This is a genomic window from Actinoplanes cyaneus (assembly GCF_016862095.1).
Taxonomy (GTDB): Bacteria; Actinomycetota; Actinomycetes; order Mycobacteriales; family Micromonosporaceae; genus Actinoplanes; species Actinoplanes cyaneus.
Map to the genome: position 1 here is coordinate 102,231 of NZ_BOMH01000051.1, position 25,173 is coordinate 127,403.

A 25,173-nucleotide genomic window follows, 5' to 3' on the forward strand; every position below is an offset into this window, starting at 1 on the left:
GCTCCGTTCGTTAGGTTAGCCTAACCTAGCACCGGCATCGATCGCACAGAAGCGTGGAACACCTCACTCACCCGCACAGTGGGGAAAGCTGCTGACCGTCATTGCGGCTCGCGATCGTGGCGATCCGGCACAGAACAGCGATGACCTCGGCGTCGTCCAGCCGCCACACCCCGAACGTCCAGTCGAACCCGGAGCTGGCCAGCAACTTGCCGTCCGGGGAGAAGGACAGCGATCCGGATCGGTCACGGTGCCCGGTCAGGGTGGCCGCCAAGCGGTGACCGGCGGTGTCCCACAGGTGGACGCGCCCGTTGAACTCGGTCGTGGCGAGTGTCCGCCCGTCCGGGGAGAAGGCGATCGCGTCGATCTGCTGGACCTGGGAGTCGGTCCGCCAGAGCACGTTCGCGCCGTCGGGTCTCCGGATCTCCACGTATCCACTGTCCCCGGTCACCGCGATCGAGCCGTCGGCCGGCGACACCGCGAGGTCGAGAGACTGATTGTTGCCGAGCTCGGAGCCGGGCTGCTCGCTGAAGTCGCTGACCCGCCAGCGCCGCAACTCCGACAACGACGCGTAGCTGCCACCGGCGCTGGCGTTGGCTGTCACCGTGGCCATCAACGTCGCGCCGTCGGCGGCGAACGCGACGGCGTAGGCATCGTTCCGCGGCCAGAACTGGGCTCGCACCTCGCGCCGGACAACGTCGTACACCAGAATTGTCGAGGCCTTCTTCCTGGCCTCCTCGAGGTTGGACCCGGCCGGGAAGATCTCGTCCACGCGGAGGCCGGTCGCGACCGCCACCAGGGAACCGTCCGGTGAGACGGCAAGGTCCTTCTGCGCCGCGGCGAGGGGCACGGTCTCCCGCAGCTCCCCGGTCGCCGCCTGGCGCACCTCGAGCTTGCGATCCGCGGTGACGTCGACCAGCGTGCCACCGGCGGCGTAGGCGACCAGGCTCGGTGAGCCGCTGGTCCGGATCGCGGTGACGAGGTCACGCGAGGTGGTGTCCCAGATCCGGAGCAGTCCGTCGTCGGCGACGGTTGCCAGCCGCTTGCCGTCCGGTGAGAACGCGCTGCTAAACACCCGCCCGACGTGCGGCAGCCAGGTGGTCGCCCGCCGCAGCATCGCGGTCGGCGCGTCCGCACCGGTCACCGCGACGAGACGACCGTCCGGTGAGACCGCCATGGCCGGAGATGTGGCCACCCCGGTGTCCTGGACCGTCTTCGAGCCGTCGGCGAGCAGGAACATGGCGACGCTGCGATAGCCGTTGTTGGCGACCGCCACGCCGTCGGCGGTGACCGCGATCTTGTTGTCCCCGGGCGTGACCGCATCCGGGATCATCGTGCGCAGCTTCCTGCCGGACGGGATCGCCCAGTGGGTGAGCTGGCCGAGCGCGTTCGCACCGACCAGGCTGCCGTCCGGCGCGAACGCGACGCGGGCGGTGTCCGGGACGGTCGTCACCAGCCGCCCGTCGCCCAGTTGCCGGACCTGGGCAGGGGATTTCAGATCCTTGGTGACAGCCACATACTTCCCGTCGCCGCTGATCGACAGATCGAGGGCGAAGTAGGTGCCGACGGGCAGGGAGCGGGTCAGCTTGCCGGTGGCCGCGTCCCACATGCCGAGCTGGAACTCGCTTCCGGTGGTGTCGGTGCGGGTGGCGATCACCGTGGAGGTCCCCGGGAGCCAGGCCGCCGCGGCGCCGGCCGGCAGGACCCGGGCGAGCCGGCCGGTGGCGGCGTCCCAGATGTGCAGGCCGTCGGCCGCGATGGTGCTGGCGAGCAGAAACCTGCCGTCCGGGGAGAAGGCGACCGACGACGTGTTCTCCCGGGCCTTCTCGTCGGGCGGGACCAGTGGCTCGCCGATCTGCCGGTGGGTGGCCGTGTCCCAGATCCGGACCGTGCCGTCGAGGTAGCCGACCGCGACCCGGGTGGCATCCGGGCTGAAGGCCGCGGCCGTGCCGCCCGGCTCGGTGCCGAGCGTGCCGAGCGTGTTGACCATCTGCGCGGAGAGCAGCGCCCCGCGCGCCTCCGGGGTGGGCTTCTCCTGCCAGCCGGCCAGCGCCTGCCGGACCGCCGTGATCTCGTCCCGGTCCAGCGCGTTGATCGCCTCGGCGGCATGCTGCCGGGAGGCCGCGTCGCCGCGGGCGTCCTCAGCCTCCTGCTCCTTCTCGGCGGCGACCCGCTGCTTGTCGACGGCGACCAGCCCACCCGCCACGGCCAGCAGCAACGCGACTCCCAGCCCTGCGGCCAGTCGTCGCAGCCGCCCGGTCGCCCGGCGGCGGGCCCGCTCGTCACGTTCGGCAGCCTCGGTGCCGGCGGCCAGGAAGTCCGGCGCCGGGGCGGGGAGCGCGCCGGCGTCGGTGAGACGTTCCCGGGCTGCCAGCAGGCGTGACCCTCGCAGCAGCAGATCCGGGTCGCGGCCGGAGCCGTCCCAGTCCTCCGCCGCCTCGACGACCCGCTGCCGCAGCTCCAGGTCGGCGCGAGCCTCCTCCACCCAGCCGGCCAGGCGGGGCCACCCGGTCAGCAGCGCCTCGTGGCTGATCTCGACGGTCTCCGCCCCGGCGGTCACCAGTCGCTCGGCGACCAGCCTGTCCAGCACCCGCGCGTTGCCGGCGGTGCGCTCCCCGCGACGGCGGACGACCGTGCCGTTGCCGGTCACCGTCACCAGCGAGAGCAGAGCGGCGCGCAGAGCCTCCCGGTCCTGCGGTTCCAGGCCGACGTAGATGCGCTCAGCGGTCTCGGCCACCGCATACCGGATGCCGCCGGTCTGCCGGTAGGCCTCGACGGTGAGCCGGTCACCGTCGCGCCGCTCCCAGGTCGCCCGCAACGCGTGCGCCAGCAGCGGCAACGCGCCCGGCTGATAGCCCTCGCGGCTCGGCCCCGGACCGTCGAGCGGACCCTGACCGAGATCGCGGAGCAGCAGCTCGGGCAGGCCCGGGTCGACCTTGAGCCCGGCTTGCTCGGCGGGCTCGACCACGGCGCGGCGCAGCGCCTCGGCGTCGAGCGGCCCGAGCACCACGTGCCCGGCGGCCAGCAGCCCGGCCAGCGGTGGCAGCTCGACGCACGCGGGATAGAAATCCGACCGGACCGCGATCACCACCAGCGCCGGTGCTGCAGCGGTCAGCGCCGAAGCGAACGCCAGCCGCTCGGCCGGGTCCGCACACTGGGTGAACAGCTCCTCGAACTGGTCGACCACGATCACCGGCCGTCGACCCTCGGCCGCGGCCCGCCCGGCCAGCGTCCCCAGTCGCTCCGGCTCCCGCCGCACCTGATCCGCCAGCTCGGCGATCCCAGCGGGGCCGGCGGCTCCATTCCGCTCCGGAGTCCCGGCAGCCCCACTCCCGGCAGCCCCGGCGAGACCGACAGGCTCGGCAGGACTGGCTGGCTCGGCGGGAGTGGCCGGCTCGGCGGGACTGGCTGGCTCGGCAGGCGCGGTCGGCTCGGTGGGAGCGGCGGGCTCGGGTGGGAGGAGGCCGGCGATCTTGTGGACCAGGTCGCGCAGGGGAGTCGGGCCAGGCGTCAGCAACACCCACGGCCAGGTCGCCGCCTCGGGCCCCAGCCGCCCCGCACCGATCGCTGGGAGCAGGCCGGCGCGCAGCAGCGACGACTTCCCGGCACCGGACACCCCGGTGACGACGAGGGCCGGGCCGCCCACGACCTGCTCGCTCAGCCGGCCCAGCAGCTCGGCGACCTGCGTCTCGCGCCCCCGGAACAGTGGAGCGTCGGCCGGCTGGAACGCGGCCAGCCCCGGATAGGGCGACACAGCCGAACCGGTCACCGGCGAAGCGGGCACCGGCTCCCGATTCACCGCGACCAGTTGACGCCGGACCTGCTCCAGTTGCTGGTGCAGCAGGAACGTCTGCCCGGCGAACTGCTGCCGCAGCTCGTCGACGGCCCGGCGCACGTCACCGACCATCCACCGCAGGGCCCCGACGTCTGTGCCCAGCCCTTCGAAGACCTGCTCCAACTGCCGGCGCAGATCCTCGTCGGCGATGGCGGCCTCGGTCAGCGCGGTGGCGACCGCATCGACCTCGTGCAGCACCGCGGAGACCTCCGCCTGCAACTGCCGGCTCCGCTCGTCTCCCGCGTCGAGCAGGGGCAGCAGGTCGTCGGCGACCGCGTCGCGCCATTGCTGCTCGGTGATCGGGGCGGTCCCGCGCAGTCGTTGAGCGGTGCCGGCCAGCGAATCGGCCAGGAAGTTGCTCCCCAGGCCGCCGAGCTGGGCCAGGGCCACCGCGAACTCGGCCGAGACACCCAGCCCGGCGCCCGCCACCGGAGCCACCGCCGAGGCGGTGAGAAAGGCCAGAATCGCATACGGACCGGCGCCGCGCGCCCGTGCCCGGGCGCGCCGTCCGGTCTCCCGGACCCAGGCCCGCACACCGGCCCGGGCCCGCTCGGCGGGCTCGGGAGTGTCATGGGGGTCAGGCTCGTGCACGGCAGCCGTCCTTCGTGGACATCGTTCGTCGCTGAGGCCCCATGATGGCACCGCCGGGCGACCCGCCACACCAGACCGAAAGTATGCTTCTGCCTTCGCAAAACAGTACTTTGGGACCGTGCGGTGGCTGGTCCGCGCTGCGTACTTTGGCGGCGTGACCGAAACGCTGACGCACAGCGGGAGAGCCGGCCGCCGGCCGATGGCCTGGCTGCCGGTGTCCCTGATCGCCCTCGCGGCCACCCTGGCGATGCTGGCCGTCGCCGGCCGCTACGACTACCACCGCGACGAGCTCTACTTCCGGATGCTCGGCAACCACCCCGCATGGGGCTATGTCGACCAGCCGCCGTTCACCCCGCTCCTCGACCGGCTCGCGATCGAGCTGCTCGGCGACTCGGTCTGGGCCATCCGTGTTCCCTATGCTCTGCTGCTCGGCGTGGCCGCGTTGCTGGCCGCGGCGATCGCCCGTGAGGCCGGCGGCGGCGCGGGCGCGCAGTCGCTGGCCGCCTCGGTCGTCTTCGGCACGTTCCCGCTCAGCAGCTTCCACGTCGGCAGCACGGCCGCGGCCGACCTGCTCGTCTGGCTCGGGGTCATCCTCTTCGTGATCCGCGCGCTGCTGCACGATCAGCCACGCGCCTGGCTGTGGGCCGGCCTGGTCGCCGGGCTCGGCCTCTACAACAAACACCTGGTCGTGCTGCTCCTGCTCTGCCTCGCCGGTGCGCTGCTGATCACCGGCCCGCGACGGGTGCTGCTCTCGCCGTGGCTGTGGGCCGGGGTCACGATCGCGCTGGTCGTCGGCCTGCCGAACCTGATCTACCAGGTGGTCAACGACTTCCCGCAGGCAGAGATGGCCCGCGCGCTCGCCGAGGACAAGGGCGAGGAGTCACGGGTGCTGCTCCTGCCGTTCCAGTTGCTGCTGGTCGGCCTGCCGCCGGTGTGGATCGCGGGGGTGGTCACCCTGCTGCGTGATCAGCGCTTGCGGCCGATCCGGGCGCTGGCCGTGGCGTACCCACTGATGCTGGTTCTTCTCCTGGTGATCGCCGGTCAGCCGTATTATCCGCTGGGGCTGCTCACCGCCCTGTTCGCGATCGGCGCCGTGCCTGCCGTGCGCTGGCTCAGTGGTCGCGCGGCCCGGCGCTTCTGGTTGCTCGCGGGGGTGCTGATCTTCGCGGCGATGGGCATCGTCAGCTCCCTGCCGCTGGTCCCGGAGAGCGAGCTGGCGGATTCCGGCGTCGCCGACGCGAATCAGACGATCGCCGACCAGATCGGCTGGCCGGAATATGTCGCGCAGGTCGCCGTCGTCCATCGGTTGCTGCCCGCGGAGGACCAGTCCCGGTCGGTGCTCTTCACCGGGAACTACGGCGAGGCCGGCGCGCTCGATCGTTACGGCCCGGCGCTGGGCCTGCCGCAGGCATACAGCGGTCAGAACGAGCTGTACAACCTGGGCCCGCCGCCCGACGACAAGACCGTGGTAATCGCGGTGCTGCAGGCGCCCTTGGCGCGAGCCGACCAGCTGCTGGGCGCGTGCACCGACCAGGGCCGGCTGCACAATGCCGCTGGCGTCGAGAACGAGGAGTCCGAGGAGGCCCACATCTACGTCTGTCGTCCCAGCACACCCTGGCACGTCCTCTGGCCCACCCTCCAGCACTACTCCTGACGGGCCGGAGGCTGGCGGCCCGACCTTGACACGGCCGCCGCGTCCAGAGCTGCCGGCCGCGCCGGAAGCTGCCCGCCGCGTCGCGAGTTGCCGGTTGCGTGGGGCGTTGCCCGCCGCGTCGGGAGTTGCCGGCCGCGCCGGGGGTTGCCCGCTGCGTCGGGAGTTGCCGGCGGCGCCGGGGGTTGCCCGCTGCGTCGGGAGTTGCCGGCGGCGCCGGGGGTTGCCGTGCCGGTGGGAAGCGGTGGTTTCCTGGTCTGCTGCCTGACGGCGGGCGGACGGTGTGGTCAGGCCGCCGTGAGAGGCCTCGTCTCCCGCAGGCGCTGGACGACCGGGGCGAAGTCCTCCATGAACTGGCCGTTCACCGCGTAGTAGGAGAAGCCGGCCTCGGCGCGGCGGCGCAGCAACTCCTCGGCCGCGTGGTCGGCGTCGCCGATCAGGAAGGTGGCCGCCCCCGAGGCCGCCATCTCGCGCGGGTCGCCGCCGACCTGGCGGGAGAGCTGATCGGGCAGGGCGAAGATGCTCGGGGCGAAAGCGGTCACCCCCAGCATGAGCTCGACCTGATCGGCCCGGTCCGACAGCCGGCGGAAGGCCTCCGCGGTGCGGAACAACTCCCCGGCGGTGGTGGCCGGCGGCAGCCCGAACGTCACCACGTCCGCCCGCTCGGCCGCGAGCCGCATCATGCCCGGTTTCGAGGCCGCGACAAGGACCTTCGGCGGTACGGGCGATCGCCGTGCGGCGGCGATGGTGTCCGCGGTCCGGCGCAGGCGTTCGGCCGGGGTGCCCCACATCCCGCCGAGCGCCGCGGTGTCCGTGTGCCCGCTGGGCCGCCCACCGCCGACGCCGAGCTCGAACCGTCCGTCGCTGAGAGTCTGCAGGCTCCGGCTCTCCCACGCGACGTGAGCGGGCGTGCGGTTGGGCACGTTCAGCACGTAGGTGCCGACCCGCAGCGTGCTGGTAGCCGCGGCGGCCGCGGCCAGCGCCGCGAACGGCGACAGCGTGAACAGGGTGTCCGGGATGAGCAGGATGTCGTACCCGAGCTCCTCGGCCCGCCGCGCGGTCGCCGCCCACTCCGCGCCGCTGCGCGCCTGCCCGGCGATGACCCCGAATCGAAACGCGTGCTCAGTCATGCGCCCACTGTCCCGAACCCGCCGCCGGGCCGCGTCCTCTCCGGGGCGACTTCCGGCGTACGCCCGTGGGCGTACCTGGATCCGTTCCGTGCGCCCCGGGTCGAAGCCGTGACCCGGGGCCCCTTCCGGCGAGCAGAACCGGGGCAGCGAGGTGAGCAGAACCGGGGGCAGCGAGGTGAGCAGAACCGGGGGCAGCGAGGTGAGCAGAACCGGGGGCAGCGAGGCGTGCAGAACCGGGCGCGGCGAGGCGTGCAGAACCGGGCGCGGCGAGGCGTGCAGAACCGGGCGCGGCGAGGCGTGCAGAACCGGGCGCAGCGAAAGGCAGGGGCCGGTGGACCGGTCAGATCTGCCGGTCACGACCGGCGAAGAACCCGGCGATGATCTGCGGCACCATCAGCACCACCATGATCGCCAGTGGCGCCTTCCACCCGTCGGTCGCGTCATGCAGCGCGCCGATCAGGATCGGCCCGGGGATGGCGATCAGGTATCCGACGCCCTGGGCGAAAGCGGACAGCCGAACGACTGTCGAAGGGTTCCGCCCCCGGAGCGCGATCATGGTCAGCACCAGCGGGAACGCCGTGTTGACGATCCCCAGCAGGATCGCCCACAACCACGGCGCGGCGGCCGGGTCCACCCACAGGCCGGAATAACCGGCAATACCGAAAAGGCCCAGACCCACCGCGATGCCGCTCTGGGAGCGAACCCGGCCGGCGAGCGCGGAGAGCCCCATCCCCAGCGGCACCCCGAGCAGGGAGGTGGTGGCGAAGAGCACCCCGGCGAGTTCGGCGGAGAGCCCGGCGTCCCGGTAGATCTGCGGCAGCCAGCCGATGATCACGTACGCCGAGGTGGATTGCATCCCGAAGTAGACGGCGAGTGCCCAGGCGATCGGCTGCCGGATGACCCGGACCGGCGGCGTGCTCGTGACCTGCGCGTTCGTCTCGCCACGGTCGCGTGCCATCAGCAGCCACGGCGGCAGGGCGACGACCGCTGCCAGCGCCCAGCAGGCCAGCCCGAGCCGCCAGTCCCCGAATCCGTCGGACAGCGGCACGGTCGCGGCGGCGGCGGTGGTGGCGCCGAGGTTGAGCGCGACCGTGTAGATGCCGGTGACCGTGCCCACCTGGGTCGGGAAGCGGTCCTTGACGATCGAGGGCAGCAGCACGTTGACGAGCGCGATGCCGGCCAGCGCCACCGCGCTGAGCAGCAGGAAGACTGCCGAGTTGGGGGCCAGGGCCCGGGTGGCGAGGCCCACGGTGAGCAGGACGAGGCCGCCGGCGATCACGGGGGTGGCGCCGACCCGCCGGGCGATGCGCGGCGCGAGGAGCCCGACGGTGGCGAAGCAGAACACCGGCACGGAGGTGAGCAGCCCCGCCACGGTGGCGCTCATGTGCAGCCCGTCGCGGATCTCGGTGAGGACGGGGCCGACGCTGGTCACGGCGAGCCGCAGGTTCACCGCGGCGAGCACGAGGGCGACGAGGGTGAAGACCCGTCCGCGGCGTGACTGATTCAGTTGTTCTTCGAGCACTGGCACGCCACCATCATCGTCCGGCTCCGGCGTGAACGCGAACCGGGGTGCATCGGCCCCGACCTGCGAAGAAGCCGGACAGGGCAAATGCCCCATCCGGCTTCCGGTCGTTACATGCGCCACGTCCGCCGACGCCGCTGAAAGGGTCAGGCCGCGCCGCTGAAGGGATCTGGCCGCGCCGCTGGAGGGGTCAGGCCGGAGTCATGGCCGCGGCGCCGGAAGGGTCAGGCCGAGGTGGCGGCCGGCTCCTGCTCCCGTTCGACCTGCTCGTTCCACTCGCGCTTGCTGGACTGCCAGCCGTCCTCGTTCATCCCGTTGCGCCAGTATCCCGAGATCGACAACTGGTCCATGCCGAGCCCGAGCTCCACCCGCAGGTACGCCCGCAGCTGCTTCACGAACCCCGCCTCGCCGTGAACGAACGCCTGCAGCCGCCCAGCCGGGAACTCCAGCGCCCGGACCGCCTCGACCAGCGCCACGCCGACCGGTCGTGAGCCGCGGTGCAGCCAGGTGATCTCGGCGTCGGCGGGCGTCTCGAGCTTCTGCTCCTCGTCCGGCCCGTCGATCTCGATGAACGCCCGCACGGCCGCACCCTCGGGCATCCCGGCGAGGGCGGCGGCGATCGCCGGCAGCGCGCTCTCGTCACCGGCCAGCAGGTGCCAATCGGTGTCTGAGCTGGGCGAATAGCCACCGCCGGGGCCCATGAACCGGAACGGGTCGCCGGGCTTGGCGTGCGCCGCCCACGGCCCCGCGATGCCCTCGTCGCCGTGCACGACGAAGTCGACCCACATCTCCGGCAGCTCGGGGAGCCACTTGCGCACGGTGTAGGTCCGCACGACGGGCCACGTCTCCCGCGGCATGGCCTCCCGGATCTTGCCCATGTCGAAGGGCTCCGGGTACTCCACACCGGCCTGCGGGAAGAGCACCTTGATGTAGTGATCGGTGAAGCGCGCCGCGTCGAGCCGGGCGATCGCCTCGCCACCGACCACCACCCGCACCATGTGCGGCGTCAGCTGCTCCACCCGGGTGACCACGCCTTCGTGGGCAGGTCGCGCCGGTCGATTCGCCATGTCTGCACCTCGCTGCACGGTGGGAGGATCTTCGGCGAGTAAGGCTACCCTTATTTCTGCCGATCAACCGGCCCGGCCCCACGATTCCCGATGTGCCGCCCCGCCCGCGAAGAACGCTACCTCGACCATGGATCCGCTGTTCAGGGCGCTTGTGGCGAGAGTCCCGCAGGTTCCGGAAATCGACCGTCAGGACGAGGCGGAACCATCCAAAAGATGAGAAATCACAAAGACCGAAGATCACCTTTTGCCCGTACGTCGTGAGCACCGCCCCGCCTCGCGGCGCTGCCGGGGGTACGACGAGAGCGGCACCCCGGCGTACGCGGAAGAATCTCCACGCACCCCGGGGCGCCGCCCGTCAGCGGATCAGTAGCGTCGCGGCCGTGACCTGGTGAAGGCGAACCCGATGATCGCCAGCAGGACCAGCACCGCACCGCCGCCGAAGATCGCCGGGTGCTCGCTCACCAGCGTGAACGGCCCGCCGGAGTTCGTGTTGGCCGGAGGCTCGGCGATGTTGTCGCCGGTGGTGCTCGTCGGGGCGGCGTTGTCGGGCGCGCCGACGTCGATGCCGTAGTCCGCGGCTGCCCCGGCGGCGGCGGGCGTCTCGGTCGCCGCCGGCTCCGGCTTGGTGGTCTCGGTCGTGGTGGCCGAGTTATCCGATGAGGACGAGTCACCGGACGAGGACGAGTCGGAGTCCGTGGTCGTCGTCGACTTGGTCGACTTCGTGGTCGCCGGCTTGGTGGTGGTGGCCGGCTTGCTGGTGGTGGCGGGCTTGGTGGTGCCCTTGGTGGTCGCCGGCGTCTCGGTCTGGTTCTGGCCGCCGGCGGCCTCGCGGGTGGTCTCCGGCTTGACCGTCGACTTGACCGTCGTCTTGGGCGTCGCGGTCACGGTCCCGGGGTTGGTGTTGCCGCCGGTGTTGTTCCCACCGTTGTTCTGGTTGTTGTTGCCACCCTGGTTGGCGCCACCGTTGTTGTTCCCGGTGTTGCCCCCGGTGTTGTTGTTCCCGCCGGTGTTTCCCTGGTTGCCACCGTTGTTGCCCTGGTTGCCGCCCTGGTTCCCGCCGTTGTTCCCGCCCTGGTTGCCACCGTTGTTGTTGCCGCCACCGGCGGCCCGGACGGTGATCCGCACGGCGTCGATGGCCGGCGTCTGGTTGGCACGCTCCATCATCGGCGTACGGTGCGAGCCGTCACCGGCCCACGACGCGCACTGCGCGGTTCCCTCGGTCGGCAGGCCCGGGACCTGGATGGTCACCGTGTCCGGCGCCCTCCCGCCCTTCTTGTCCTCGGTGGCCACGAAGAACGCGGGCACCGGCGCGGGGTCCGGCGCCGCGTTGGTGGCGGCCAGCATGCGGCAGGCGGTGTGGAAGTGGCCGCGGACGATGCCGTTCTGCAGGACGCTGGACTCCACGTAGTACCCACCCTGGCCGGCCGCGAGGAAGCGGTCCCGGATCAGGTTGCGGGTGCTGACCTTGAGCGTGAACGGCGTGTTCGGCGCGACGTCGGCCGGCGCCTCGGTGATCAGCAGCGCGGCGTCGTTCGCGGCCGAGGCCACCTCACCGAACTCGGTGGAGACGCACCGGTCGCCCTTCTGGAAACCGTCGTGTGCCGGCAGCTTGCTGTCGATGCAGGTGTCGGTGAGGATCTTCTGGCCGTTGACGACCTTGCCGGCGCCGCTCTCGCCGGCGGCCTTCGTCTGCGGGGTCTCGTCGGCGTGTGACAGCTGTGCGAACCCGATCGCGCCGCCGGCCGCGACCACCACGGCCGCGACGGCCAGCAGCCGGCCGCGCTTCGATCCGGCGGCTGCGAGGCCGGAACGACGGTGACCCGTGCTTCCCATGACGTGCCTTTCGCGTGTGGCGTTCGCCCATTGTGTGGCGCCGACGCCCAGACGTTAGGAGCACCTCTCACAGAAATCAATTCCGGAACCACATTTAAGGTTTCCGCGATCAAAACTTAAAGAAAAAATATGCGAGGGGACGTGACCCCCTGACATCAGCCGAACGGCTGATGTCCCCGGTTCAACGAACTTGGTCGAAATTTCGCTGACCTGCCTTAACTCAACCACAGCCCACGCGCAGAGTAAACGTCCCGCAACACCTCGACACGATCGGTCATGATCCCGTCCACCCCCAGGTCGAGCAGCCTGCGCATTTCCTCGGGATCGTCGATCGTCCACACGTGCACTTCCCGGCCGATTCTGTGGACGTATTCCAGAAAGCGCGGGGTGAGCACCGGAATGACTCCCTGGCGGACCGGGATCTGCACGGCGGCCACCGATTCCGGCAGGCGTACCGGCAGCCCGGTCAGCGACGCGAGCCGCAGCCGGGCCACGCCGCGCATCCCGAGCGAGGTCGCGACCCGCGGGCCGGCCAGCGCGCGGGCCCGGGCCAGCCGGGCGTCGCTGAACGAGGCGAGCAGCACCCGGTCACCGGCACCGGCCCGCTGGATCGCCGTGACGGCCGGTTCGACGACCGCGCCGGACTTCACGTCGATGTTGAACCGCAGGTGTGGCCAGGCGTCGAGCACCTCGTCGAGGCGTGGCACCGCGGACTCGCCGCCGACCCGGATCGTGGAGAGATCAGCCCAGGTCAGGTCGGCGATCGTGTCGGGGCGGCCGGCCAGCCGGTCCAGCCGGGCGTCGTGGATGACGACCGGGATGCCGTCCGCCGTGGCGTGCACGTCCGTCTCGACGTACCGGTAGCCCATCGCGACCGCCCGGGCGAAGGCGGCGGCCGTGTTCTCGTCGCCCTTGGCTGCCCCGCCGCGATGGGCGAAGGCGCGGGGCCGGGGGCCGTCCAGAAACGCAAGATCCACGCGGGAAGTATGCCGGGGCCGGCGCGGTACGAGACGGGCACGATCGGAGGTGGCACGGTTTGACGCGGGCACTCAGGTGCGGATCGGATACTTCGATGGGCGGCCGGCCGCCGGCCGACCCGCAGAGCAACCGTCCGAGGAGCTGACATGCCCGCCTACGATGTGATCGTCGCCGGACTCGGTGGCATGGGCAGCGCCGCCGCCCATCACCTGGCCGAGCGTGGCCTGCGGGTGCTGGGCCTGGAGAGATACGGGCCGGGTCACGACCGCGGCGCCAGTCACGGCGGCTCGCGGATCACCCGGCAGTCGTACTTCGAGGGCTCGCAGTACGTGCCGCTGCTGTTGCGCGCCTACGAGTTGTACGACCGTCTCGCCGCCGACTCCGGACGCGACGTGATCACCCTGACCGGCGGGATCATGGCCGGCCCGCCGGACAGCCGCACGGTCGCCGGGGCTCGCGCCAGCGCCGAGCGGTGGGGCCTGGAGCACGAGCTGCTGGACGCCGCGGAGCTGCGCAAGCGCTTCCCGACCACGGCGCCCCGGCCGGACGAGGTGGCGCTCTACGAGGCCAAGGCCGGTTTCGTGCGCCCCGAGCGCACCGTCCTCGCGCAGCTCGAGCTGGCCGACCGGCACGGCGCCGACCTGCGGTTCCACGAGCCGATGCTGGCCTGGGAGCCGGTCGGTGACGGCGTCCGGGTGATCACCGCGAGCACTGTCTACTCCGCCGGGCAGTTGATCGTCACGCCCGGTCCGTGGGCGCCGGAGCTGCTCGCCGACCTGGGTGTGCCGTTCTCGATCGAACGGCAGGTGCAGCACTGGTTCCAGCCGCGCGGCGGGGTGGACGCCTGGCTGCCGGAGCGGCACCCGATCTACATCTGGGAGGACGAGTCCGGCACGCAGGTCTACGGCTTCCCGGCGATCGACGGGCCGGCCGGCGGCGCCAAGATCGCGTTCTTCCGGAAGGGCAGCGCGACCACGCCGGACACTCTGGACACCGGCGTGCATGCGAGCGAGATCGCGGAGATGGCGGCGGCCGCTGCCCGGGTGCTGCCCGGCCTGCCCGGCGAGCACCTGCGCGGGGAGCCGTGCATGTACACCACCACCCCGGACGAGCATTTCGTGATCAGCCGGCACCCGGCGCACGACGCCGTGACGGTGGGCTGCGGGTTCTCCGGGCACGGGTTCAAGTTCGTACCGGTGGTGGGGGAGATCCTCGCCGATCTGGCGACGACCGGCACGACCGGGCACGACATCGGCCTCTTCGACCCGCGGCGGTTCTCCTGAGTCGGTGCTGCCGGTGCTGCCGGACGGCCCGGACCGGTGTGCTGATCGCGGCGCGCCGTGCGGATCCGCGGGCCGGGCACTCCCATCGGGTGAACGGTCCCGATTCTGCCGCACGTGAACAGCGCCTGCCTGGAATGTCGTCACGGGCTTACGCGGGCGGTGGCTTGCTCGTTCCGGGCGGCACCCTATCGCGGACTTCCACCAGTGAGGTCCGAGATCGGCTCAAACGGAAGAAATAACCACAACTCGGTCACACGGCTCCGAAGACTGTCCTAGCTTTGGCCAGGTCCAAGTCGGGCAAAACGACAGAAATGGAGCATGTCGTGCGTCTCTCTCGTTCGTCGAGACTGGCGCGGGGTGGCCTGGTGGCCTCCGCCGTGCTGTCCATACTCGCCTCGGCGTATTCCACCGGTGCGGCCGCCGCGCCCCGCGCCCCGCACGAGACCCATCCGATCACCGACGGTCGCGGGGACGATCTGGAGCTCAACGGCACCGCCTCGATGATCACCCGGAAGAGCACCGGGAAGCGGGTCATCCAGGTGACCACCGGCGGCTACAAGCAGATCGGGTCGGCGTGGTCCACCGAGCGGGTCGACCTGAACCGCTCGTTCTCGACGTCGTTCAAGGCGTTCCTGCACCACAACCGGCCCAGCGGGGACGGCATCGCGTTCCTGGCCCAGGGGCACGGCCCGCGCGCCCTGGGCGGCTGGGGCGGCGGCCTCGGGTACCGCGGCATCCGCAAGAGCGTCGCGATCGAGTTCGACACGTTCCAGAACTCGGCCGATCCGAACAGCAACCACCTGGCCGTGGTCCTGGGCGGCAACCCGGACCGGCACCACAAGGCGGTTGCCGCCCCGATGCCGCTCTACGGCAAGCCGTTCCGGGCGCGGATCACGTACGACGCGGGCACCAACCGCCTGCGCGTCCACGTGCAGGGGCTGTACCGCACCGCCAAGGAGCGGCTGATGCTCGACGAGAAGGTCGACGTCGCGCACTGGGCCGGTGCCCGCGGCTGGCTCGGCTTCACCGGCGCGACCGGTGACCGGATCTCCCACCAGGACGTCTACGACTGGACCGTCGACGCGCCGAAGGCGTGACGGCACTGCCGGCGCCGGATCCCTCGGCGCCGGCCGCCCCCTCCCGGGTGACCGCCCGGACCCCCGCGACCCGCACCCATGCGCCCGGCCCGCCTAGGCCGCCTCCACCCTGCTCGATCGGAGAACCCATGCCCACGGTCGACCGTGTGCTCCCTGCCGGCACCGAACAGACCATCGTCGAGCCGCCGGTTCGACCCGAGCCCGAATCCGGACCCGAGCCGATCGTGAGCGTCGTCGTTCCGGCGCTCAACGAGGCCCGCAACCTGCCGCACGTGCTGGACCGGCTGCCCCAGGTGGACGAGGTCATCCTGGTCGACGGAGGCTCCACCGACGACACCGTGGCGGTGGCGCGGCGGCTGCGCCCGGACATCCGGGTCGTCACCCAGAACCGCAAGGGCAAAGGCAACGCCCTGGCCTGCGGTTTCGCCGCGTGCACCGGCGACATCATCGTGATGATCGACGCCGACGGGTCGACCGACCCGGCCGAGATCCCCGGCTTCCTCGCGGCGCTGCGCGGCGGCGCCGACTTCGCCAAGGGATCGCGGTTCCGTCCCGGTGGCGGCAGCGCCGACATCACCCGGCTGCGCCGGGCCGGCAATCACCTGCTCAGCGTCCTGGTCAACATCCTGTTCGGTACGCGGTACAGCGACCTCTGCTACGGCTACAACGCGTTCTGGGCGTGCCACCTGGACGTCTTCGACCTGGACAGCACCACGCCCGCGCCCGCGAGCGGCGACGGGCGCCTCTGGGGTGACGGGTTCGAGATCGAGACGCTGCTCAACCTGCGTGCCGCCCGGGCCCGGCTGACCATCCAGGAGGTGTCCAGTTTCGAGCACAACCGGATCCACGGGGTGAGCAACCTGAACGCGTTCACCGACGGCATCCGGGTGCTGCGGACCATCGCCCGGGAGTGGCCGCGTGGACTGCGGCGCGGTGCGCGACAGGTCGCCGGGCGGTCCGCACGATGAGGATCGGCGTCGTCTGCAACGCCTACCATCCCGACGTCGGCGGGGTGGAGACGCACGTCCGGCGCCTCTGCGACGGACTGGTCGCGGCCGGCGACGACGTCGAGGTGCTCACCCAGCACGCCACCCGATCCACGTCGATCGAGGACGGCGTGCTGGTCCGGCGCTTCCCGCTGACCGTGCCGGCCGGCAACTACCGGGTCTCGCTGCCGCTGTGGCGGTGGGCACGCGACCACGCCGTCGAGTACGACGTCCTGCACACCCACAGCTACCACGCACTGGTGTCGCTGGGCGCCGCTCTGGTCCGGCACCCGACCCCGCTGGTCTTCACGCCGCACTACCACGGGACCGGGCACACCCGGTTCCGTGCCGCGCTGCACCCGGTCTACCGGCCGCTCGGCCGGCGGATCATCGGCCGGGCCGGCCGGATCGTCTGCGTCACCGGCGCCGAACGGGACCTGCTGCTGCGCGACTTCCCGGAGGCGCACGGGCGGGTCGTGGTGATCCCGAACGGGACCGACCCGCGCCCGGTCGTCCCCGGCACGCGACCCGGGGTGCGCGGCATCCTCTGCGTCGGCCGGCTCGAGCACTACAAGCGGGTCGACCGGGTGATCCGGGCGATGGCGCCGCTCGGGCCGGCGTACCGCCTGGACGTGGTCGGCGACGGACCGGCCGCCTCCTCGCTCCGGCAGCTCGCCGGCCGCCTCGGGGTGGCCGGCCGGGTCGTCTTCCACGGCCGGCTCGACGACGCCGCGTTCGCCGGCTGCCTGGCCCGGGCGTCCGCGGTGGTCTCCGCCTCGGCACACGAGGCGTTCGGGATGACCGTCGCCGACGCGCTCGCCGCCGGCATCCCGACGGTCGCCTCACCGATCCCCGCCCACCAGGAGCTGGCCGCGATGGCCGGCACCTCGGCGTGGGTGCGGCTGACCGACCCGGAGGACGAGACGGTGCTGGCCGGCGCGCTGCGGGACGCCGCCGCGGCCGGCCGGTCGGCCACCCCGGCGCCGCTTCCCACCTGGGACGACGTGGTCACCGCGACCCGGGAGGTGTACTCGGCGATGACCGGGATGCCGACGATCCCCGCGGAAGCGGGAGGCTTGTGAGCACGGTCATCACCCGGCTGGCGCCGGGACTCGCCGGCTCACGGCCACGCGAGCGTCGCGGACGCGTGGCCGAGGCCGCCCGGTGCGCGATCACCCTGACCGTCGCGGGGGCGGCCGGCGCCGCGGCGATCGTGGTCGCGTACCGGCGGGCCGAGTTCGGCGACAGCGGGCAGTTCGGCTGGTTCTGGGCCGGGATGCTGCTGTTCACACTGTCGGCCGGGTACTGGGCGCTGCGTCGCGGCACCTCGGCGCGACTGCGGCTGGCCGTGCTGATCGGTTACGGCGCCTTCACCTACCTGCCGAAACTGCTGCGGCACCCGAGCGGCCCGCTCTACCACGACGAGTATGCGCACTGGGGTCAGAGCCACGACATCCTCGTCGACGGCCGGCTCTTCGAGCTGAACCCGATCGTCCGGGTCATCGGCGATTACCCCGGCCTGCACGCCTGCGTGGCGTCGCTGGCCGCGCTCACCGGGCTGAGCATCTGGCAGTCCGCGCTGTTCGTGCTGACCACCGCGCACGTGCTGCTGACGCTCGGCGTCGCGGTGCTGGCCGGGCAGCTGCGGCCGGACCCGCGGATCGCCGCGGCGGCCGCCATCGGGTACAGCCTGAACAGCTCGTTCCTCTTCTTCGACACCCAGTTCGGCTACGAGTCGCTGTCCCTGCCGATCATGGTGTGGGCGCTCGTCGCGACCCTGCGCGCGCTGCGGGCGACCACCGTGCCGGCCCGGCTCGGCTGGTCCGCGCTCACCCTGCTGCTGGCCGCGGCGACCACCGCCACGCACCACCTCACCGCGCTCTGGCTGACCGGCATCGTCGGCCTGCTGGCGCTGGTCTGCACGATCCACTCGATCCCCGCGCGGGAGCTGATCACCCCGGCCCGGGCCGCGTGGGCGCTCACCTCGGGCACCGCGCTGATCGTGGCCGCCTGGCTCGCCGTCGTCGCCCCCCGCACCGGCGACTACCTCGACCCGTACCTGGGCCGGGCGTTGAACCAGTTCAGCGGGCTGGCCGGCGGCGAGGAGGGCGGCCGGGAGCTGTTCAGCAAGTCGGTGCTGCCCTGGTGGGAGCAGTCCGCGGCGTACGTCGCCCCGGTCGTCGCGCTGATCGCCATGGTCGCCGCTGTCGGCCTGTGGTGGCGCCTGCGCTACACCGACGAGCCGGTCGCCCGTGCCGGGACCACCGCGATGCTGCTGGTCGGCGCGCTCTACTTCCCGGCGACGGCGTTGATCCTCACCCCGGCCGGGGCCGAGGGGGCGCGCCGCTCGTGGGCGTTCAGCTACCTGGGCCTGGCGATCGCGGCGGCGCCGGTGGTCGTGGCGTTGCTGGACCGGGTGCGACGGCTGCAACCGCGGTTGTCGACGGCCGGGCGGACCGCTGCCGGGGCCGGGCTGGCCGGGATCTGCGCGCTGCTGCTGGTCGGCAACAACGCGGCCGGCATGAACCCGTCCTACCGGTTCCCCGGGCCGCCGGTCTACGGCTCGGACACCCGGGCCGCCACGCCGGAGGTGCTGGCCGCCGCGCACTGGCTGCTCGACACCCAGGGACACGGGATCCGCCTGGTGGCCGACCGTTACTCGGGGCTGATCCTGGGTTCCTACGGTGAGCAGCGGCCGACGACAGGATCGGAGAGCTTTCCCGCGTACGACCTCTACCGCGCCGCGCCCGGGCAGCCGATCGCGCCCGCGCTGCTCGCCCAGCTGCGCGACTGGCGCTTCGAGTTCCTCGTCGTGGACCGCCGGATGGCCGAGCAGGTGCCGGACATCAACATCTACTTCGAGACGAACGAGCCGCTGCGCCACGACGGCGTGCCCGCTTTCGACCGGGCGCAACTGACCAAGTTCGACACGATGCCGTGGCTGATCAAGCTCTATGACGGCCCGCACCTGGCGATCTACCGGTTCGACTTCGGCAGCCTGGGCCAGCCGGTCCACGAGGGAACCCGATGATGACGACGATTCTCCGGCCGCTCGTGATCGCGTACGCGAGCCTCGCCGTTCTGCTCCCCGCGGCGAGCCTGCCCTGGCCGTTGCTGCTGGCGGCCTGCCTGCTGGCGCTGCTTGCGATCGGTGAGCTCTGGGTCCGCGCGGTCATCGGACGCCCCGCGGAATCCGGCGTCCCGGCCGTCAGAGCCGGCCTGACCGTGCTCGCCGGCCTGCTCACCCTCCCCGCGGTGGCGCTGCTGCTGCATCCGCTCGGCGCCGCTGTCGCGCCGGTCCCGCTGATCGCCGGGTGCGCGCTGCTGGCCACCGTGCTGGCGGCGGCCGGTCTGCTCCGGCTCCACCTCGGCCGCCCGGTGGCCGGCGAGCCCTGCGACGAGCCGGGCGTCCCGGCCCAGCGCGCCGCCGGGCGGACGGCGGACCTCTCCGGGGCCCGCCGCCGGGCCACCGCCCGCACCGCCGCGGCGATCCTGCTCCCGATCGGGCTGTCCGCGCTGGTGGGAGTGGCAGCGATCCGCACGGTGGAGACCAGCTCGCACCCGGTTCTGCCCGGGTACCTGACGGTCGCGCTGAACGGCTGGGCGGCCGGCATCACCCACCCGGTCACCGTCCCGGCCCGCGGCCTGGCCGTCCCGGTCCGGATCACCAACTCCGGCCTGCCGACCCGCACCGATTGGCTGCGCCTGCGGGTCGGCGGCGCTGTCGTCGCCACCCGGCGGGTGACGATGATGACCGGGAAGGTCTACGCGCTCAGCGTCCGGGTCCCGGCCCTGCCGCCGGACGGCTGCCTGCGTCCGATCGGGATCAGCGTGGGCGAGGCGAGCACCGTCTTCTACGCCAAGGCGCAGGGCGGCGCTTCCGGGCGGGCGCGGAACGACCGGGGGCGTACCGCGTGCTGATCACCGCGTCGCGCCGGGTCATGAACGACTCGCTGGCCCGCAACAGCCTGCTGATCATGGCGACCACCGTCGTCAACGGCGGCCTCGGCTACGTCTACTGGATGCTCGCCGCCCGGGCCATCCCGCAGCCGCTCGTCGGCAACGCCACCGCGCTGATCTCGGCGGCCACCGCGCTCAGCATGATCGCCAACCTCGGCGCCGGCCACATGTTCATCCAGCGGCTGCCCGGCAGTGCCCCGGACCTCTGGGCCCGGATCGTCAGCGGTGGCCTGCTCGCCGGCTGCGCCGCGACCGCCGCCGCGGCCGCCGCGGGGACGGTGCTGGTCCCGATGGCCGCCGCCAACTTCGGCTTCCTGCAGCGCCCGGCCGGGGCGGCCGCGCTGGTCTGCGCGGCGACCGCGATCACGGCCACCACGCTGCTCGACAACGTGTACGTGGCCCACCGCGCGGGGCATGGCATGTTCGTACGCAATCTGGCCCTCGCCCTGGGGAAGATCGGCGCTCTCGCCGCGATCCTGGCCGCGGGGGCGCACTCGGCCGGCGTCGTGGTCGTCTCGTGGACCCTGCCGACGCTGCTGGTCAGCGTCGTGACGGTGGCCGCCGGGCTGGGCCGGTTGCGGCCCGGCGCGCGACTGCGCCTGACCGGGCTCGGCTCGGAGCTGCCGCACCTGCGAACGGCCCTGACCGGTCACCACCTGATCAACCTGACCCAGGCCGGGCCGGCCGCGCTGCTGCCGGTGCTGGTCACGGCGCGGCTCGGGCCGGGCGCCAACGCCCACTTCTACCTGGCCTGGATGACCGCGTCGATGCTGTTCATGGTCTCGCCGGCGGTCGCCTCGGCGCTCTACGCCGAGCGCACCAACGCGGCCCGGGTCGGCCTGCGCCGCGCCGCGATCGTCGTGCTGGCCATGGTGGGGGCGCCGGCCGCGCTGCTGCTGACCGAAGGTGATCAGATCCTGGCCCTGTTCAGCGCGGCCTACGCGGCCGAGGGCGGGATGCTCCTGAAGATCCTGGTGCTGGCCGCCGTCCCGGACGCGATCACCAACCTGGCCGTCGCGCACTGGCGGTCGCACGGCGAGTTCCGCCTGTGCCGCCGGCTCAACGTGGCGCGCGCCGTCACCTGTCTCACGCTCTCCTGGCTGCTGCTGCCCGGCGCCGGGGTGACCGGCGCGGGGATCGCCTGGATGGCCGGGCAGGCGGTCTCGGCGCTGCTCGTCGGCGCGGTCGCGCTCAGTCTGAGGAGGGCCGTCGGCTCATGAGGATCCTGCACCTGTCCAACCTCTACACCCCGGTGATCGGCGGGCTGGAGCGCAGCATCGCGACCAGCAGCGAGGAGCTGGTCCGCCGCGGCCACGACGTCACGGTGCTCACCCTCGCGACGCCGGGCACGGCACGATCGGAAACCATCAACGGGGTACGTGTCCAGCGTGTCCGCAGCGTCGCGAACACGCTCGTGCCGGGCCTGAACGAGGACCCGCGCAAGCCGTTCCATCCGACCGTGCCCGACCCGCTGACCACCGCCGGCATCGCGCGGCTGCTGCGCGCCGAGCACTTCGACGTGGTGCACAGCCACGACTGGCTGATGTACAGCTACCTGCCGCTGCGACGGACGTCGTTCGGCCGGCCGCACGTGCACACCGCGCACGACTTCGGGCTCGCCTGTGTCCGCAAGACGCTGGCGCGCAACGGCCGCCCGTGCTCCGGCCCGGGGCTGACCCGCTGCGTGAGCTGCGCCTCCGCCCAGTACGGCGGCCCCCGCTCGCTGGTCCTCACCACCGGCCTGCACGCGCACCGGCATCGCGGCATCGACACGCTCACCGCGATCTCCACCTCGGTGGCGCGGTCGCTGGCCCAGGCGAACCTGCCCGCCGGCCTGCCCGTCACGGTCATCTCCAGCCTGGTGCCGGACGGGCTCGACACGCTGGCCCGGGAGACGCCCCGGCCGGAGTGGCTGCCGGGCGGCGACTACCTGCTCTTCGTCGGCGCGCTCGGGCCGCACAAGGGGATCGGGGTGCTCTTCGACGCGTACCGCAGGCTGACCGATGGCTGGGCCGGCCCCGGCCCCGCCCCGGCCCTGGTCTGCCTCGGCACCCGCCGCGACGACACCCCGCCGCCACCGCCCGGCACCCTGATCCGCCACGACGTCCCGCACGCGCAGGTCATGGCCGCCTTCCACGGCGCCGCGGCCGGCGTGGTCCCGTCCCTGAACGAGGGCATGGGCCAGGTCGCGGTCGAGGCGATGCTGGCCGGCGCGCCGCTGGTCGCGTCGGCCGCCGGCGGGCTCACCGACGTGGTCCGCGACGGCGAGAGCGGCCTGCTGGTGCCGCCCGGCGACGTGGACGCGCTGCACGCCGCGCTGCTGCGGGTGCTCACCGACCACGACCTCGCCGCCCGGCTGCGCGCCGCCGGCCGGCACCGCGGGCTCGACTTCACCGCGGCCCGCGTCGTCCCCCGGATCGAGGAGGTCTACCGTGCCTGCATCGCGACGTCCTAGGGTGGTGGTCGCCGGCTCCGGGTGGCACTTCCTCTCCGGGATCAGCTACTACACCTGCCGGCTCAGCAACGCGCTCCAGGAGCGTTTCGACGTCAGCGCCATCCTCATGCGGCGGCTGCTGCCGGCCCGGCTCTACCCCGGGCGCGAGCGCGTCGGGCAGCGGCTCAGCGATCTGCGGTACGACGCGGGCGTCCCGGTCTTCGACGGCGTCGACTGGTGGGCAGTGCCGAGCCTGGCCCGGGCCGTCGCGTTCCTGCGCGCGCAGCGGCCGGACGTGCTGGTGCTGCAGTGGTGGACCGGGGCGGTGCTGCACTCGTACCTGGTGCTCGCCCTGGCGGCGCGGCGGCTCGGGATCCCGGTGGTGATCGAGTTCCACGAGGTGCAGGACACCGGGGAACTGCGGCACCGGTGGGCCGCCCGGTACGTGCGAGCGGCGATCCGGCCCCTGCTCGCGCGGACCTCCGGGGTGGTGGTGCACTCGGCGTTCGACCGGGAGGCGCTGTCCACCGCGTACGACCTGGGGCGGGTGCCGGCCGAGATCGCCCTGCACGGGCCGTTCGACCACCACGCCGTCCAGGCGCCACGGACCCGCACGGACGGTGTCCGGCGGCTGCTCTACTTCGGGACGATCCGCCCGTACAAGGGGCTCGAAGATCTGATCGAGGCCTTCGGGACGCTCGGCCCGGAACACCACCTGACCGTGGTGGGGGAGACGTGGGAGGGCTGGACGTTGCCGGCCGAGCTGATCGAGCGGTCGCCGGCCCGGGACCGGATCACCTTCGTCAACCGGTACGTGCCGGACGCCGAGGTCGACGAGTACTTCGCGGGAGCCGACCTGGTGGTGCTGCCGTACCGGCGCAGCTCGGCGAGCGGCCCTCTGCACATCGCGATGAGCCACGGCCTGCCCGTCGTCGTGACGTCCGTCGGCGGCCTCGTCGAGGCGGCCGGTCCGTACGCGGGAACGGTCTTCGTCCCTCCCGCGGACCCGGCCGCGCTCGCCGCCGGAATCGGCAGTGCCGTCGGCCTGATCGGCCGGCGGCACGCGGACCCGTCATCCTGGGAACGCACGACGGACGCCTACGCCCGCCTGTTCCACCGGATCGGCATCGGTCAGGACATCGCCACGTCGTCGAACCAGACGGTGCCCTTGTTGTCGCCCGACTTGAGGTGAAGCTGCACCGCGGCGGCACCCGCCGGGGCGGTCGTGTCCACCGTCAGCCGCGTCCAGCCGGTGGTGCCGGTCGGCAGCGGCTTCGACTGCGTCTGCCCCAGCCACTTGTCGTTGGCGTCGAACCAGCTCAGCGCGATCTCGGTGCTGCCGGTCAGGTTCTGGCCCCGGGCCCACGCCTCGGCGTGCCACTTCAGGCCGGCCTGCACCGGGGTGACCGGGGCGAGCCGGAGCGACGGCAGGCCCGCGCCGGTCCGGCTGGTGCCGGTGAAGCGCACCGACCCGGCTCCGCCGTGCGCCACCCCGGTGACGCGCTCCGCGGTGCCGTGCTCGGCCAGGTACGGCCCCCACGGCGAGTTGCCGGCGGTCGCCTCGAAACCCAGGTCGAGCACGCTGTTGGTGAGAGGCTGACCGGCCCAGTACGTCCGCACCACGGCGGCCGCCGCCTTCGCCGAGCCGTCCGCCCGGTACAGGCCGAACTTGTACTGCGCGGGGATCTTGGAGACCGCCGAGTTGCTCGGGATAGCGCCGGTGCTGAAATCGGAGAGCGTCCACGGGGCGACCGAGCCGACCCCGGCGACCTTCGCCGCCGCGAACACCCGCGCCAGGTACGCGGCCTGCGCGCCCTCGCTGCCGGTCGCCGTGCTCAGCCCGGTCTCGCCGATCACGATCGGGAACGAGCCGGCCGCGGCCTGCGCCTTGCGGATCTCGGCGAGGGCCCGCTCCGAGTCGCCGTAGAAGTGGAAGTCCAGGTAGTCGAGCGGGGTCGCGGCGAGCACCGTGCGGATCTGCGCCAGCCCGGCCGCGCCGGTCGTGCCGGACACCGACGCGGTCAGCGGCATCGTCGGCACCGCCGCCCGGATCGCCGGGACGATCTTCCGGATCCAGGTCACGCCGCCGGCGTTGGTCGGGTCGAACTCGTTCTGCACCTCGACCGAGAGGACCCGGGGATCGTTCGCGTACGGCGTGAGCACCGCCTTCGCCCACGCCGAGCTGCCGGCGGTGTCGGTGTAGCCCGCCCACCAGTCGAACAGGGTCAGCTTCACGGTCAGGCCCTCGCCGTCCGCGATGCTGATGAACTTGCTCAGCTTGGCCGCGTAGTCGGCCTTCGGAGCCGGGTAGCCGAACGCGGTCGGGAAGACGATCACCCGCACGTTGTCGGCGCCCAGCTCCTTCGCCCGGGTCAGGTCCGCCTCGATCTTGACCGGGTCGAAGTTGGTCCACATGGCCGACCAGCCGGCGTTCGACGGGTAGTAGTTGATCGTCTTGGCGGCCCGCACCGCGGTCAGCCGGCTCGCGAGGGTCGGCACGGCCGACTTGGTCACGGCGGTGGTCGGCTTGGCCGGGGCGGCCACGACCTTGGCCGGTGTCGCCACGACGGCGGGCTTCTTGGCCGGGGTGGCCACGACCGCGGGCTTCTTGGCCGGGGCAGCCGCGATCGCCGGCTTCTTGGCCGGGGCGGGCTTGGCCGCGGCGGAGGCCGCACCGGCCGGTGCGAGAACCGAGAAAAGGAGTGAAGAGGCAAGGATGGCGGCGCGCCGACCGGCGAGAGACATGGGGGGAGCCCTTCACAGCGTTAGCTTTCTGGTGACCCCTCCCATCGGCGCGTCAATGCGATGC

General features: G+C 72.6%; 17 protein-coding genes. 10 read left to right on the plus strand and 7 right to left on the minus strand.

Going from position 1 to position 25,173, the window contains the following annotated elements; genetic code table 11:
- Positions 1-67: 67 nt before the first annotated feature.
- Positions 68-4,423 (minus strand): nSTAND1 domain-containing NTPase, encoded by a 4,356-nt coding sequence (locus tag Acy02nite_RS32755; protein WP_239175425.1) that lies wholly within the window; start codon positions 4,421-4,423, stop codon positions 68-70.
- A gap of 154 nt (positions 4,424-4,577) precedes the next feature.
- On the opposite strand from Acy02nite_RS32755, the gene Acy02nite_RS32760 reads away from it, so the two are divergent.
- On the plus strand, positions 4,578-6,077 hold the full coding sequence (locus Acy02nite_RS32760; RefSeq protein WP_239175426.1) for a glycosyltransferase family 39 protein: 1,500 nt from the start codon (positions 4,578-4,580) through the stop codon (positions 6,075-6,077).
- A gap of 284 nt (positions 6,078-6,361) precedes the next feature.
- Here the strand turns inward: Acy02nite_RS32760 and Acy02nite_RS32765 are convergent, their stop codons facing one another.
- From Acy02nite_RS32765 to Acy02nite_RS32785, 5 genes are all read right to left on the minus strand, one after another.
- Entirely contained in the window at positions 6,362-7,561 is a 1,200-nt protein-coding gene (locus Acy02nite_RS32765) for an LLM class flavin-dependent oxidoreductase (protein WP_239175427.1), read from the minus strand.
- Positions 7,545-8,732, minus strand: coding sequence for a CynX/NimT family MFS transporter (locus tag Acy02nite_RS32770; protein WP_239175428.1), 1,188 nt, complete (start codon positions 8,730-8,732; stop codon positions 7,545-7,547). The genes Acy02nite_RS32765 and Acy02nite_RS32770 overlap by 17 nt, the downstream gene beginning before the upstream one ends.
- 218 nt (positions 8,733-8,950) lie before the next feature.
- A complete protein-coding gene (locus Acy02nite_RS32775) occupies positions 8,951-9,793 on the minus strand; it encodes a siderophore-interacting protein (protein WP_203749249.1) in 843 nt (280 codons plus the stop codon).
- 363 nt (positions 9,794-10,156) lie between these two features.
- Entirely contained in the window at positions 10,157-11,626 is a 1,470-nt protein-coding gene (locus Acy02nite_RS47810) for a hypothetical protein (protein WP_203749252.1), read from the minus strand.
- 215 nt (positions 11,627-11,841) lie between these two features.
- A complete protein-coding gene (locus Acy02nite_RS32785) occupies positions 11,842-12,603 on the minus strand; it encodes a glycerophosphodiester phosphodiesterase family protein (RefSeq protein ID WP_203749255.1) in 762 nt (253 codons plus the stop codon).
- Between the two features lie 147 nt (positions 12,604-12,750).
- On the opposite strand from Acy02nite_RS32785, the gene solA reads away from it, so the two are divergent.
- The 9 genes from solA to Acy02nite_RS32830 all read left to right on the plus strand — a co-directional run bounded on the left by solA (position 12,751) and on the right by Acy02nite_RS32830 (position 23,556).
- The gene (gene solA / locus Acy02nite_RS32790) at positions 12,751-13,887 is read left to right on the plus strand and encodes an N-methyl-L-tryptophan oxidase (protein ID WP_203749258.1); all 1,137 of its coding nucleotides are present in this window, start codon (positions 12,751-12,753) and stop codon (positions 13,885-13,887) included.
- A 323-nt stretch (positions 13,888-14,210) separates the two neighbouring features.
- On the plus strand, positions 14,211-14,984 hold the full coding sequence (locus Acy02nite_RS32795; RefSeq protein ID WP_203749261.1) for an L-type lectin-domain containing protein: 774 nt from the start codon (positions 14,211-14,213) through the stop codon (positions 14,982-14,984).
- Between the two features lie 128 nt (positions 14,985-15,112).
- Positions 15,113-15,952, plus strand: a complete 840-nt coding sequence (locus Acy02nite_RS32800) for a glycosyltransferase family 2 protein (RefSeq protein WP_203749263.1) — start codon at positions 15,113-15,115, stop codon at positions 15,950-15,952.
- Positions 15,949-17,052: a glycosyltransferase family 4 protein gene (locus Acy02nite_RS32805; RefSeq protein WP_203749266.1), complete on the plus strand. Its 1,104-nt coding sequence runs from the start codon at positions 15,949-15,951 to the stop codon at positions 17,050-17,052. The genes Acy02nite_RS32800 and Acy02nite_RS32805 overlap by 4 nt, the downstream gene beginning before the upstream one ends.
- The gene (locus Acy02nite_RS32810) at positions 17,049-19,001 is read left to right on the plus strand and encodes a glycosyltransferase family protein (RefSeq protein ID WP_203749269.1); all 1,953 of its coding nucleotides are present in this window, start codon (positions 17,049-17,051) and stop codon (positions 18,999-19,001) included. Before Acy02nite_RS32805 ends, Acy02nite_RS32810 begins: the two co-directional genes overlap by 4 nt.
- Positions 19,001-19,891 carry a hypothetical protein gene (locus tag Acy02nite_RS32815; protein ID WP_203749273.1) on the plus strand — a complete coding sequence of 297 codons (891 nt, stop codon included), beginning with the start codon at positions 19,001-19,003 and terminating at the stop codon, positions 19,889-19,891. Before Acy02nite_RS32810 ends, Acy02nite_RS32815 begins: the two co-directional genes overlap by 1 nt.
- On the plus strand, positions 19,885-21,150 hold the full coding sequence (locus Acy02nite_RS32820; protein WP_203749275.1) for a lipopolysaccharide biosynthesis protein: 1,266 nt from the start codon (positions 19,885-19,887) through the stop codon (positions 21,148-21,150). The genes Acy02nite_RS32815 and Acy02nite_RS32820 overlap by 7 nt, the downstream gene beginning before the upstream one ends.
- Positions 21,147-22,385 carry a glycosyltransferase family 4 protein gene (locus tag Acy02nite_RS32825; RefSeq protein WP_203749278.1) on the plus strand — a complete coding sequence of 413 codons (1,239 nt, stop codon included), beginning with the start codon at positions 21,147-21,149 and terminating at the stop codon, positions 22,383-22,385. Before Acy02nite_RS32820 ends, Acy02nite_RS32825 begins: the two co-directional genes overlap by 4 nt.
- Positions 22,363-23,556: a glycosyltransferase gene (locus tag Acy02nite_RS32830; protein ID WP_203749281.1), complete on the plus strand. Its 1,194-nt coding sequence runs from the start codon at positions 22,363-22,365 to the stop codon at positions 23,554-23,556. Before Acy02nite_RS32825 ends, Acy02nite_RS32830 begins: the two co-directional genes overlap by 23 nt.
- Here the strand turns inward: Acy02nite_RS32830 and Acy02nite_RS32835 are convergent.
- Positions 23,496-25,109 (minus strand): cellulase family glycosylhydrolase, encoded by a 1,614-nt coding sequence (locus tag Acy02nite_RS32835; protein ID WP_203749284.1) that lies wholly within the window; start codon positions 25,107-25,109, stop codon positions 23,496-23,498. The two genes, Acy02nite_RS32830 and Acy02nite_RS32835, sit on opposite strands and share 61 nt — an antisense overlap.
- Positions 25,110-25,173 lie beyond the last annotated feature (64 nt).